The 13,073-nt window shown below is 58.6% G+C and carries 10 protein-coding genes; 4 read left to right on the forward strand and 6 right to left on the reverse strand.

The genetic code is table 11. The features are described 5' to 3' along the window. Positions 1-43 precede the first annotated feature (43 nt). Together ABGT83_RS07170 and ABGT83_RS07175 are read right to left on the reverse strand one after the other, a co-directional pair. Positions 44-1,459: an ABC transporter ATP-binding protein gene (locus tag ABGT83_RS07170; RefSeq protein ID WP_013979980.1), complete on the reverse strand. Its 1,416-nt coding sequence runs from the start codon at positions 1,457-1,459 to the stop codon at positions 44-46. Continuing rightward, entirely contained in the window at positions 1,456-2,193 is a 738-nt protein-coding gene (locus ABGT83_RS07175; RefSeq protein WP_013979981.1) for an energy-coupling factor transporter transmembrane component T, read from the reverse strand. Before ABGT83_RS07175 ends, ABGT83_RS07170 begins: the two co-directional genes overlap by 4 nt. Positions 2,194-2,329: 136 nt before the next feature. On the opposite strand from ABGT83_RS07175, the gene ABGT83_RS07180 reads away from it, so the two are divergent. From ABGT83_RS07180 to ABGT83_RS07190, 3 genes are all read left to right on the forward strand, one after another. Then, positions 2,330-3,367 carry a helix-turn-helix domain-containing protein gene (locus ABGT83_RS07180; RefSeq protein ID WP_013979982.1) on the forward strand — a complete coding sequence of 346 codons (1,038 nt, stop codon included), beginning with the start codon at positions 2,330-2,332 and terminating at the stop codon, positions 3,365-3,367. Positions 3,368-4,170: 803 nt separating this feature from the next. After that, positions 4,171-6,528 carry an ATP-binding cassette domain-containing protein gene (locus tag ABGT83_RS07185; protein ID WP_013979983.1) on the forward strand — a complete coding sequence of 786 codons (2,358 nt, stop codon included), beginning with the start codon at positions 4,171-4,173 and terminating at the stop codon, positions 6,526-6,528. Next, positions 6,512-6,826, forward strand: a complete 315-nt coding sequence (locus ABGT83_RS07190; protein WP_346686681.1) for a hypothetical protein — start codon at positions 6,512-6,514, stop codon at positions 6,824-6,826. Before ABGT83_RS07185 ends, ABGT83_RS07190 begins: the two co-directional genes overlap by 17 nt. Positions 6,827-7,418: 592 nt before the next feature. Here ABGT83_RS07190 and ABGT83_RS07195 read toward each other — a convergent pair. The 4 genes from ABGT83_RS07195 to ABGT83_RS07210 form a co-directional block, all read right to left on the reverse strand. Continuing rightward, positions 7,419-7,649: a helix-turn-helix domain-containing protein gene (locus ABGT83_RS07195; RefSeq protein WP_283831890.1), complete on the reverse strand. Its 231-nt coding sequence runs from the start codon at positions 7,647-7,649 to the stop codon at positions 7,419-7,421. Between the two features lie 218 nt (positions 7,650-7,867). Continuing rightward, positions 7,868-8,299: a metal-dependent transcriptional regulator gene (locus ABGT83_RS07200; protein ID WP_283831889.1), complete on the reverse strand. Its 432-nt coding sequence runs from the start codon at positions 8,297-8,299 to the stop codon at positions 7,868-7,870. After that, positions 8,287-10,020 carry an ABC transporter ATP-binding protein gene (locus ABGT83_RS07205; RefSeq protein WP_283831888.1) on the reverse strand — a complete coding sequence of 578 codons (1,734 nt, stop codon included), beginning with the start codon at positions 10,018-10,020 and terminating at the stop codon, positions 8,287-8,289. Before ABGT83_RS07205 ends, ABGT83_RS07200 begins: the two co-directional genes overlap by 13 nt. Then, positions 10,021-11,841, reverse strand: coding sequence for an ABC transporter ATP-binding protein (locus tag ABGT83_RS07210; protein ID WP_283831887.1), 1,821 nt, complete (start codon positions 11,839-11,841; stop codon positions 10,021-10,023). A gap of 177 nt (positions 11,842-12,018) precedes the next feature. On the opposite strand from ABGT83_RS07210, the gene ABGT83_RS07215 reads away from it, so the two are divergent. Beyond that, entirely contained in the window at positions 12,019-13,029 is a 1,011-nt protein-coding gene (locus tag ABGT83_RS07215) for a helix-turn-helix domain-containing protein (protein WP_283831886.1), read from the forward strand. The last annotated feature ends 44 nt before the right edge of the window (positions 13,030-13,073 follow it).

Consider the following 13,073-nt stretch of genomic DNA (forward strand, 5'->3'; position numbering starts at 1 on the left):
TCCTTTCTTTCATAGGAATCCTTTTCAGTCTTTGCAGGCCGGCTCACTCGATGAGCACAATCTGGTCGCAGGCCTTCGACAGGAACTCCGTGTCATGGCTGACGACCGCCACCGTCTTCCCGCGAGACGCCTCTTCGCGCAAGATGAGCGCGAGGCGCTCCATGTTCCGGAAGTCCAGGCCGCTCGTGGGCTCGTCGAAGAGAAGCGCCTGCGCCCCCGATTCCGACGCGATAGCGCAGACGCACCGTTGCTTCTGACCGCCTGAGAGCGACGCCGGATGGCGGTCGGCGACGTCGCCGAGGCCGAACGCCTCCAGGACCGCTTCGAGGCGAGGCTCGTCGGGATCAGAGGAAGACGGGGCCGCGGATGCCAACTCGTCGCGCACGCTCGGGCGAAAGAGCTGGTAGTCGGGGTCTTGCATGACCAGAAACGCATGATTGGGTCTTCTCTTGGGAGGGATCACCGAGCCTTGGAACCGGACATGCCCGAGCTCTTCTTTCTTGATCCCCGCCAGGCACTTGAGCAGGGTTGACTTGCCTGCCCCGTTTCGCCCGACCACGCCGACGACCCTCCCGGGGTCGAACGAGACGGTAATCCCCTCGAGGACCGGCACACCCTTCTCGTACCCCGCATAGATTCCCCTCGCCTCGACGGCGGGAAAGGCGGAGACGGGACGGGAAAGGCGCTGCATCAGGTCGGCGAGCTTCGGCGGCTCGGAGGATCTGAGCCCGCAAGACTCTCGCTCGGAGTCGGGCAGCCCCAGGAATCGCTGCGCGTCCCATTCGGCGACGACGGAACCGCCTTCGAAGAGCAGGTACCGGTCGGCGACGCCTGCGAGGTAGGAGAGCCTGTGCTCGGCGATGATCACGGCAGACCCGCTCGACTTGGCTTTCGAGATGAAGGAGGCGAGCTTCTCCATGGAGGGAGGATCCAGATTGCTCGACGGCTCGTCGAGGACGTAGACGCTCGGCCTGCAGGCCCATGCGCTCGCGAAGGCCACCGATTGCATCTGGCCCCCGGAGAGCTCGAAGATGCCCCTGCCCATCAGCCTCTCCATGCCGAGCTCGCGCGCGACATCGCGCACCCGCCCGTGCATCTCCTCCCTGGGAACGCCGAGGTTCTCCATGCCGAACGCGATCTCGCCGGTCGTGTCGAGGTTGAAGAACTGGGTGCGGGGATTCTGGAAAACGCTGCCCGTCAAGGACGAGAGCTCCCAATCCTCCAGGTCGTCGATGTCCCTGCTTGCTACAAGGACCTTCCCCGTCCGGCTGCCCTCGTAGAACCCTCCCGCCAGCCCGTTGACGATCCGGGTCGCGGTGGTCTTCCCGCAGCCGGACTCCCCACACAGGACGACGCATTCGCCCGGCGCGACGGCGAAGCTCACGTCTTTGATCGCCGGGGCGTCGAACCCCGCATAGGTGAAAGAGACGTTTCTGAGCTCGACGGAGCTTTTCGTCACAGCAGCCCTCCGATCCCCTGATTGACCTTCGCAGCTACGAGAAGCGAGCAGCAAACGGCAAGGAATGCGAGCGATAGGAAATCGGCCCACCCGAACCGGGGAGCGTTGTAGGAGGTCTTCCTCCCGGGCCGGTCGATGCCGCGCGCGACCGCCGCGGCGGCAAGCTCGTCAGCGATCTTCGCGCAGCGCAGCATCACGGGCACGACCGCCGATTCGAACATCAGGACCGGTTTCGAAACGAGATTCCTGAGCGATGGGGCAAGCCCCCTCACCTTCATCGCGTCAGCAACCGCCGAGCATTCTTCCCTGAGCGTCGGGAAGAACCGCACCGCTATCACCAGCGGAACGACGGCAGCCTTCGGGAGTCTCAGCCCGTAGAGGGCGGCGGTGAGGTCTCCTATCTTGGTGCTCGTCGCGAAGATCGCAGCGAACAGGCAGATGGGCATGCACGTACGGCAAGCCAGGGCGAACGAGCCGAGGGCGCCGGCGGCGCTCGGCGGGAGCATCGTCGTGACCCAGAAAAGAGCCATAAAGAAGAGGTAGGCGAAGGAGAAGGATATCGCCGTCTTTCCGCGCCCGATCGCGAAGGAAAGGAGCACGACGACGGCGAAGAGGGCCGAGCCCAGAACGTAATCCTTCACGATGGCACCGGTCGCAATGAGCACGGCGAGCATCGCCATCTTGGTTCTGACGTCGATGCCCTCTGCGAGCGTTTTTTGCACTCTGCTTCGCAAAATCGAACAACCTTCCCTTCGCTGCTATAATCGACGTAAGAAATGTTAGCCATGACTAATTCAAATAAGGATGCGCACGGAGGAAAAGGTCCGAGCGCACAGGAATTGCGTCCGAACGCAAACAAAGGATCGGAAGATGCGCGGCAAGGAAACGACGTTCTCCCACCCAGCTCAAGACGCGGCGGAAACCTTCGCCGCCTCGCTCGAGGCGATCGGTCTCGTCTTGTCGGACGGGTGGAACGGAGAGGGGGCGCTCTTCGAAGGCGACGGGCTCAGATGCGAGGGATGGTATTGGGCGTGGCAAGCGCGGCGATCCTTCTCCGTCGTCTGCTGCGATTTCACGTTGAAAGAACGCCTGCCATTCCGTTTCGACTTCGACAGGTATTTCGCGGTTCGCTGCGAACGGCACGGCCTCATGCCGCAAGCAAGCGTCTCGGTTTTTCTGGAGACGACGCCGAAGACCAGCTCGATTCTCTTACCCCAAGGGGCGAGGTTTTCGTATACGGAGATCGAGTACTACGACGGGTACTGCCAAAGCGTCTTCGGGGAGAGGATCGACAAGGCGCTGAAGCCGTTGGCGACCAGCCTGAGAGGCCTTAGAGATCGGGCTTCCTGGGATCCGGAAATCGCAAAGATGCTCGGTGAGATATCCCCGAGAGAGGTTCGGGGGCCGGAAGCGGGTCTCCTGTATCCAGGCATTGCGAACCTGGTGATGGCAAGGCTCCTCAAAATGGAGGAAGCACTGTGCGGAGGCGTGCCCGAACTGGACCGTCTTTCGATTATGGAGGTCATATCGCATATCGAAAACAATCTAGGCGAGGCAATAAGGCAGAAGGACCTGCTTGAGATTGCGAACATGGGGTCGACCAAATTCAAGCGTTTGTTCAAACAGGTAACGGGATCGACGGTGACCGGGTTCGTTTCGGCAGAGAGAATCGAGCTGGCGAAAAGGCTGCTCGCCAGCCAGGACATGAGCATAGAAGAGATAGCCCATCGCTGCGGATACGAAAGGGCGACGAGCTTTTCCGCTCTTTTTTCGAAATCGGTTGGCATGTCTCCGCGCGAGTGGAGGTCGATCGCGAAGGTCGCCTTCGACGACGACCCGGAATCGAAGATGCTGGATGCCATCGCAAATAGAGGAGCCTATATCAACAATAAGCAAATCGCAGAATAACCCGCTTATAAGTCGTTACCAAGGTATCGCCAGCTGTGGGGATGACGGAGCGTTGCGAAAGACGTGTCAAGAATCCTTTTGCAAAGGAGAAGAACACCTGTCCCGATAAGGATTTTAGCGGCAAGCCTCACGTCGCGTGGCGCTTGCTCCACTCGAGCAACTCGTCCCTGAGCGCGAAGCGGCCCCTCTTCCTGCTCATCATCCTCCTGAGCGGCAGGGGTCGTCCTCCAGGAGGCTCCACTCGTAGACCGCGTTCCTGCTCACTCGCAGGAGTATCGCTATCTCCGCCACCGAGTAGGTGTCCTGGATCGGCACAGGGACCTTGACGTACGGGTATCTCGCCTAGATGGAGATCGAATCCACATCCACGAAGGACGTTCATTTTCTTCTTCCTTGCCGTCAACGCAGGGAGTGGCGGGTACTCCCCAATTCGAGAGGAGAATGCACAAGGACGCAGACTCTTGGAACAGTACTTTCGAAACGGAACGAGCCCAAACCCCCATCAGAGGCAGCGGCTTCGAGCACTCCCATAAGACGCCAATGAAATCCGCGCTTATTCACTGTTGATGCCATGATCTATGTTCCGCAACAAGAAGGAAAGCGTCTCACGTCGTCAGCTTTTCAAGAAAGATATTTTATCCAAATTGCTGGATGATTGCCACGGTGCCCGAATCGTTTCCCACGAATCGGTTATGCTTGACATATACCGATAATCGGCAAGAGCGCTTTGAGAGAAAAGCTAAAGGCATCGTCAAGCAACTCGCCCAATTATCGCTTCGACTTGGTTTGTTTGGAGCTGCACGATGTTGAATGAGAACATAAAAATTGATTTGCACATCCACTCGATTGCCAGTAAATATAAAGAAAGTGTCGGAGTGGTTGACCAATCGACCGTTGAGAACCTGCCCGTGCTCTTCAAGAAATTGGAGACGGAGAAAATCAATCTTATTTCCTTCACCGACCACAATACGTTCGATTCCAAGCTTTACATAGAAGCCGAGAGCCTTATTCGGCTAGGATCATACCCGTCAGTTAAAGGCATCATTGCCGGAATCGAATTTGATGTTTTGCTTGATACGGAAAAGCCATGTCACATCCTCGCCTATTTTGACTGCAAGACAAAAGAAGACTACGAGACCATCGAGCTTGTCATGAGCAGGCATGCTCCCAAGAATAAAGACCACAAGTATTCGAAAGATGGCTTTGAATCCATTCTTAAGGAAATTAAACTTCCTGTCATTTTGGTTGCTTATCAAAGGAAGAGTCTTGACCCCGAGCAAAAGGGCGGTGCCAATTCCTTCAGCGATGCCTGCTCGGATTTTTTGGACTATTTGGAAATTGGGTATATTAGCGCAATTGAGATTCAGAGCCCCAATGTAGAAGGCATCGTAAAAAACAACCTGGTCGACATGAGTGAGTTCTGCAACTCCATCGGCTTGCTTATCGGCATTGACTGTCACGAATGGGCCGTATACCCCAACCATGACTCCAAGAACGTCAAACAGGGCGCTCCGGTCTTCACAACCATCAGGGCCCTTCCCTCGTTTAGGGGTTTGCTGCTCGCAATCACTTCCCCCGAAACCAGATTTGGAAGAATCGACAGCGTCTCTTATCCATTCTTGGAAAAAGTAAGCGTAAATGGCGTTGATACGCAACTTAGCCCTGGGGTGAACGTCATCATTGGTGAAAACGGGTCAGGCAAATCAACACTTCTTAAACTGATTTCAGGAAATGATTTAGAGAGCCATGTTAAAGCAGCAAAAAGGAATAACCGAATCGAGATACCCGCCCTGCCAAATAGGAGCAAGACGGTATTCCAAGGCGAGCTATTTAACGACTACAACAACAATAAAGACCTGTACCCTGACGGACGCTCTCTTTTTTCCGAAATCAACTGCCAAGATTTCAGGTCGCAAATCACAACGTTCGCAAATCGGGTAATGGAATGGGTGCGCAGGCGCATAGGAGCAAAGCAAACGCTTGACGAAGCCGCGAGCAGCGCCTTGACCGTGAAGGAGGAATACCTACGCAAGACGTTCTTTGTATCCGTATCAACCGAAGGCTTCGCGGCAAGAGACTACTCGCAACTCGAAAATCGCTTTGCGGCATTGAGGTCAATCATCGCACAACTAAAATCCGAGATCGAAGACAACGAACTCATATACACCCCCGACGAATTGAAGAGCCTGAATGAGGCACTGGCTTCGTTAAACGATGCCTTGTCTTCTGTCGAGAAAAGACTGACCTCCGAAAGACTATTCAGCTCTGTCGAGAACGTCATCCTCACCTCCATTACGCAGTACAAGGCTAGCACGAATAGGACCTCCACGAATCTCGATCGACAAGCCGAAAGTTATAACGCACTGAAGCAAGCGGTCATCTCGAAAGTCATTCAGCAAGCGCAGGCGTTTCTGGACATCAAAGAAGAGTACCCTTCCTTCCCTTCACTGTCGAAATACTACGACCAGGGTATCGGCTACGTGGATAAACGTGCTGGCGGATATGTGTTCCGGTCTTACGCTCCATACGTGACCAAAACAGTCGAAGAGGTCGAAGAGGAATTCTACAAGTCCCTGTTCAATGACGGATTCGACAAAACCGCTATCGAAAAGATCGATGCGGAGGAATCCTTGTGCAACGCTGTCAGGGGAACTAGGCAGGTCGACAAGGTCGACGAAACGGTCAAGAAGAACCTCGAGTCTTTTCTGGATTCTCTTTGCAAAACGGAGCAGGAGGTTAAACGTCAGAGCACCTCAGAACGAGTTATCGGCAACACGTTCGGCGAAAAGGCGCTGATATATTACGAAGTCTTGCTCGATCAAAACGTGACCCAGGCAGATGTGTTACTTATCGACCAGCCCGAAGACAACATCTCTAACCTAAAGATTTCCAAAGAGCTATCTGCAGCAATCCAGGGGCTGAGGGACAAGGCGCAAGTTATACTCGTCACCCACAATCCTCTACTCGTCGTCAACCTAGACGCAGACAACGTGATCATCGCATCCGGTTCGCGCGACGACAAAAGACGCTTTTCGCTTTCGCTTAAGTCCGGATGCCTTGAGGACGAAGGCTGCGAAGCTCTTGAATGGATCGCGGAAAACATGGACGGCGGACGGCAGGCTCTGGCAAGGAGGTTGAAAGCGTATGGCACGCGAAATTAAAATCACTATAGAAGGCAACCAGCAGGAAGAAATCGTTCTCAGCAATAGCGAGGGAAAGCAGGTTGTCATTAAGGACAATTCAACCAACGCAAAGACGCTGTTCGAACTTTTCGATTTCGAACCTGGAAGCAAATACGAAATTGATGTCCAGGATGCTGGCAAGGTAAAGCAAAAGGTTTTTGACGAATTCGTATCCTTGCTAGAGGGAGTCAGGGATGGCATAAACAAGCTCCTGGAAGAGCAGAAATCAGAAGAGATGGACAGCAGCGATAAAAGCAGTGATGAGGTCAGCTGTTAGTATCCACCACAGCGAGGAGCAAAGCCGAAAGTCCTATGTTCGCGGCGGATTCGACTCCCGTTCGGTTCTCGGACAGACAATGCACTGACGAGCTAAGCACAATCTCGGCGCCGATGGATTTCGATGGAGCAAGAAAGAATGGTAGGCCCATGGCGGCCACACCAAGCTTTGAGTTCGCAGCCCCGGGCGGCTCCCCTCATTTGGCATCAACGGAGACTTTAACCACTTTCTGACATACCCCGGGCAAGACCGCGTCCGATGCTACCGTTCTTCCGAAGTTAGATAGCGCAGACCAGTATCAGAGGGCTTGGTTCGCTTTCGATGCGTGCTTGCACTAGGGCAATGCAGACGGTATGCGCTCAACAACCGTGAGTGAATCTAACTCGACTCAGGGCTTCTCATCGAGATCGATTCCGCAACGGTCAGAATCGGAGGAAAAGCAGGCTAAGCCAAACTAAACTAGGCGCAACTACGGAGACGTTTCGGAGGAACAAGATTGCATGCTGTCGCAGTCCAGGAATCAACGTTAGAGCCCGACCACGAAACGAGAAGAGCGCTTTCAGCTCCGATTGGAGATTTGTGACATCGAAGCTCACTCCGCGTGCCGCTTGCTCCACTCGAAAAGCTCGTCCCTGAACGCGAAGCGCCCTCTTCTCCTTCCCATCATCCTCCTGAGCGGCAGGGGGTCGTCCTCGAGGAGGCTCCATTCGTAGACCGCGTTCCTGCTCACGCGCAGTAGTATCGCAATCTCCGCCACCGAGTAGGTGTCCTGGATCGGCACGGGGACCTTAGCGAACGGGTATCCCGCTGATTCGGCTGTCATGCGTCTGCTCCTTTCGGAGCGGCAGACGCTGCATCTCAGAGTCGCGGGGTCCGGCGGCGATGGCGCGATGCCCGTTGCCATCGTCGCCGCTCGGTATCGTGTCGTCGCCCGCACGAGGGCCGCCGGGCGGGCGAAAGCGGCGCATGCCGCCAGCCGTACTGGCTGCGTGCGCCGCCGAATTCAATAAGTTTTGCCTGGGCTCGCGGACGCCCGACCGGTCACCCGTTCTTGCCCTGCTCCCGCAGGTCCGCAAGATGGTCCGCAAGGCGACGGAAGGAAGGGTCGGATATGCAGTGCTCCATGCGGCACGCCTCCTCTGACGCGACTTCCGCATCCACCCCGGCGTCGCAGAGCAGCCGCTTGAAGAAACGGTGCTTGGCGAGCGTCTCCTCGGCGAGGCGGCGCCCTTCGGAAGTGAGCCTCGCGTCGCGGTCGACGACGTCAACAAGGCCCTTTTGCGCCAGGTTGACGAGCGCCTTGGTCACGCTCGGCTTGGTGACGCCCATATGCTCCGCGATGTCGACGTTTCGGCAGTGCCCGCGCTCGGCGTGGATGATGAGGATAGCCTCGAGGTAGTCCTCGGAGGAATCACGGATGCGGAGACGGGCAGAACCCTCGTCAGAACCACGACGATTCCCTATAGGGCCCATTGGGCGCTTTCCTGCTGAAGACGGACCATGCGGGCGAACAGGCCGTCCCGCTCCATAAGCCCGATCGGGGTGCCCTGCTCGACAACACGTCCGGAGTCGAGCACCACCACCTTGTCGGCGTTCGCCACCGTGCGCATGCGATGGGCGATCACGATGACAGTCTTACCGGCGAGCAGCCTCGAGAGTGCCTGCTGCACCTCCGTCTCGTTCTCCACGTCAAGCGACGCGGTCGCCTCGTCGAGCAATACGATAGGCGCGCCCTTGAGCAACGCCCGCGCAATTGAGATCCGCTGGCGCTCGCCGCCGGAAAGGCGCGCCCCGTTCTCGCCGATCATCGTGGCGTAGCCCTGTGGCATGCGGGAGACGAACTCATCGCAGTTGGCAGCCCGCGCCGCGGCGAGCACTTCCTCGTCGGATGCGCCGCGTCTGCCCAGGCGAATATTGCCCATTACGGTGTCGTCGAACAGCACGACGTCCTGGAACACCATGGAAAAGTCCCCCAGCAGTACCTCGGGGTCGACCGTCGCCACGTCTACGCCGCCTACGGTCACGCGGCCGGACGTTGCGTCCCAGAAGCGGCACACGAGCTTCGCGCACGTCGACTTGCCGCTTCCGCTAGGTCCTACGAGAGCAGTGACCTCGCCCTCGCGCGCCGTGAATTGCACGTGCGAGAGAACCCGATCGCCGCCGTCATAGGAAAACGACACGTCGTCGAACACGACGTCGTGACCCTGCGGTGCGTAATCGTTGCCTCCTTGAGCCAGGGGTTCCTCGAAGAAACTCTTCATACGAGCGCTCGCTGTTTTGGCCGCGAACAGCTCGGCGATGAGCATGAGACACTGGTCGAACGGCGCGTAGATGCGAGACACCACCAGCAAGAAGCAGAACAGCGTCATGAAGCTGCAGGTGCCGTCGAGCACGAACGCAGCGCCCGCCAAGATTGTGGTGGCAAGCCCCAGGCGCAGCACGATCTGCGCGCCGTTTACAAAGACGCCCATCATAAGCTCGCCTTTGATGGTCTGCTTTTCGGCAGCGTCCACGTCGGCGCGGATATGTTCAAGATAGCGTTCCTCCTGGTTGGTGGCGCGCACTTCGCGCACGCATTCAAGTGCTTCCTGGATGTCGTCGGACACGACAATGTTCCTCATACGCGTCTCGCGCACGAGCGGCGCCAGGATGCCCCGCGCGCCGAACAGCAGCCCCAGCGCTACCGGCGCGCTCCACAGCGCCGCGATGGCCAGTCGCCAGTCGAACACCAGCAACCCCGCCGCCGCCACGCCCAGCATGATGTAGGCGCCGTACAGCTCGGGCAGCACATGGCTGTAGGCATGCTCGATGGTTTTCACGTCACCCATGATGGTCTCGGTGAGGTCGGCCAGATCGCGCCGCCCGAAAAACGACAGCGGGAGCTTCCGTAGACGCTCAGCCAGCCCGATGCGCTGCCGGCCGCTCTCGTTGTAGATGACGCCGTACTGGTAGTAGTAGGCGAAGTACTCGGTGACGAACAGCACCACTATGAACACGACAAGCCCCGCCAGATACGGCAGAAGATCGGGCAGCGGCGCGCCTCCTATCACATGGTCGACAAACGCCCCCATCGCGAGGAATAGGATTCCCACGCCCGCAAACACCGCGATGTTCGATATCGCCGTCCACGCGGCACCCAGCTTGACATTGCGCACGCCCTCGTCGGTGAGGCCGTATTTCTCTTTGATAGACATCTACGCCACCTCCTCGGACGTGATTTTCCAGCTGACAGCGCGCTCGTAGTCCGCCCACATACGTGCGTACAGGCCACCCGCCGCCAGCAGCTCGTCGTGGGTCCCCTGTTCCGCCACACGTCCGGCATCCAGCACCACGATCTTGTCGGCCTTGCGTACGGTGGAAAGTCGGTGCGCCACCATCAACACGGTGCGCTTCTCGCCACTGCGCCCACTCGCCAGCTCGGAGAAAGCCTTTTGTATCTTGGCCTCGTTTTCCGGATCGGCGAAGGCCGTGGCCTCGTCCAGCACCACAATGGGCGCATCTTTCATAATGGCTCGCGCCAGCATGAGCCGCTGCACCTCGCCGCCGGAGAAATGAGCGCCCGCCGCGCCGTATACGGTATCTACGCCGTCAGGCAGCTTCTCTATAATGTCGTCGCATTGGGCGGCGGAAAGCGCGCGGGCGACCTCTTCGCGCGTAGCATCGGGCCGCGCCGCGCGCACGTTCTCAAGCACGCTCTGCTTGAACAGGTGGTTTGCCTGGAACACGAACGCAACGTGCTCCATCAGTCTGTGCGGGTCCATGCTCCGCACATCCACGCCGCCCACCAGCACGCGCCCCGCGCATACGTCCCAAAAACGAGGCACCAGGCTGGTCGCCGTGGTTTTGCCTCCGCCGGACGGCCCCACCAGCGCCACGGTCGACCCCGCCGGCACGCTGAAGCTCACATGGGACAGCGCGCGCTCGTTGACTCCTTCGTAAGTGAAGCTAACGTCGTCGAACACGATGGAGTTATCGACCGGCTCCTTCGGCGCGGCGGGTGCCTTTATCATCGGAGCCGCCAGCACCTCTTCCACGCGGTTCACCGCATCGGTGGCCGACTGCAGCGCATCCGACATGAACATCACGCGCGTCATGGCAGTGGGGATGACCGCCGAAAAGATGGCGTAGAACGCGAAGTTGGCCAGAAACGCGCCAAAATCGCCTTCACCCGGCGCCAGAAGAATGGCCACCGGCACCAAGAACAGCGCCACACCGTTGATGATGGTCAGCGATAATGACTGCGGCGTGCGACACCATCTCACCGCATAGTCCTGCGCAAGACGGGTGAACTCCTCAATGGCATCATGGAACGCCTTGAATGAGTGCACCGTCTGCTGGAACACCTTCACCACGGGGATGCCGCGTACGTACTCGGTGCCCGTCTTGTTCATCTTGACGAGAGATTCCATGTACTTCGTCATGAATTCCATACCGCGCCCGCCCATCATGTAGAACATGCAAATGAGCGAAAGGATCACCGGCACCAGGCATGCAAGACCCAGCCGCCAGTCGAACACGAAAAACAGTACCAGCATGCCCACGATCATCGCCACCGAACCAGCGGTATCGGGCAGCTTGTGGGCAAGCATTCCCTCTGTCTCCGCCGCGCAGCCATCAACCACGCGCCGCAGCGCACCACTCGCATGCGTGTCGAAATACCCCAGGCTCGTGTGCATCAGATGCTCGGTCGCCCTCTTGCGCATGTTCGCCGCGCAGCGAAACGCCGCCAGATGCGTGCACATGAGTCCTGCGAAGTACAGCAGGATAGACGCGACGGAAAGCCCGAGCGCCCACCATCCGTACACCGCGATACTCGTAGCCGTGCTCCAGTTGGGAGCCACGGCGATAAGGTCGCGCGCCACCAGCCAGATGCACACGTAGGGCCCGAACCCCACGACCATGGAGATCGCGGAAAGCGTGCAACCCAGGTAGGTGAGTGCTTTGCGCGGCCCGGCGAAATCGAGCAGCCGCGACACGGCGCTGCGTCTGCGGGATGGCTCCTCCTTTTTGTCCATACGAAACCTCCGATCTTGATCCCGTGCGCCTCCCCGATGAAACCGTCGTCTTCGACGCACTTGATAGTTAGTTGCAGTTAACATATCATCACGCATGGGTTCTCCGTTTTCACGTCCTGGAAACGGAGACGTTCTCGAAACGAATTCGGACAATCGCGAAACCGCAGGAGATCGAGTATGAGCGCACTACGAGCAGCTATCCCGCAGCATTTGCGGACGTTCGTGGAACCGCAGATAGAGCAACTGTCCCTCAGGATGGAATCCGTTCGCTGCGGTCTGTACGCAACGCTTCCGGAATCGCTCGGCGAAGGGTTTCTCTGGACGGCGGCGCTCGGCGAGGAGTGCCTCGTCAGTATGCATTCGATTCGCCTGAAGAAACCGCTCATCCTCGAGGAGCGCCCGACGGACTTCTTCTGCGTCTTCTCGGGATCGTCGGCGACGCTTCGCTCGCTGCCGAATGCGCCCGCCCAAGCGGTCGCGGAGCGCGAGAACGTCGTCTCGTTCTCCCAGGCGGGAGGAACCACGCGCTGCCTGATGCAGGCGGGAGCCCTTTACGAGTCGACGAGCCTCACCTACACGCCCGGTTACTTTGAGGGTTTGAAAAAGAGATTCCCCGACGATTTCGGAAACACGGAGGACACGATGCGCGCACTTGATCCTGCGGGCCCTCCCGCCGAGATGCTCTCCATTCTCAGGTCGTTCACCCCCGAACGGGCGTCGCGGCCCGGAGCGGCGCCGTATTTTCACGCGAAAGCGCTCGAAACGGCAACCGCCCTCTTGGCCCGTTCCCGCACTTGGGTCGAAGACGAAGCGGGGCGGACGGACCGCGCGATCGTGGAGCGGGCAGAGGAGATCATCTCGGCGCGGTTTTCCGAGGGGCTCACCGTAAAGGCGATCGCAGACGAGCTTTTCGTGAGCCGCTCGCGTCTCTACGACGCTTTCAGGAACGTGCGAGGGATGGGCGTGGCAGAGCGCCTTCGGGCGGAGCGTATGGGAGCCGCCTGCAGCCTGCTCGGCTCCGGGGAGGCGGACGTGGCGCGCATAGCGCGCGCGGTGGGATACGCGCGCACCTCGGCGTTCGACGAGGCATTTCGCCGAACGTTCGGCTGTTCCCCCACGCAGTGGCGGCGCCGTCCCGAACGCCCGCGAATCGAACCCTCCCGCCCTACAGGACGTGCGGCCTTTTAGAGCACGCGCGGCTATTCGGAGTTGCAGCTCTGTGCGTATTCGCC

It is taken from the genome of Enteroscipio rubneri, from assembly GCF_963929405.1.
Classification (GTDB): domain Bacteria; phylum Actinomycetota; class Coriobacteriia; order Coriobacteriales; family Eggerthellaceae; genus Enteroscipio; species Enteroscipio rubneri.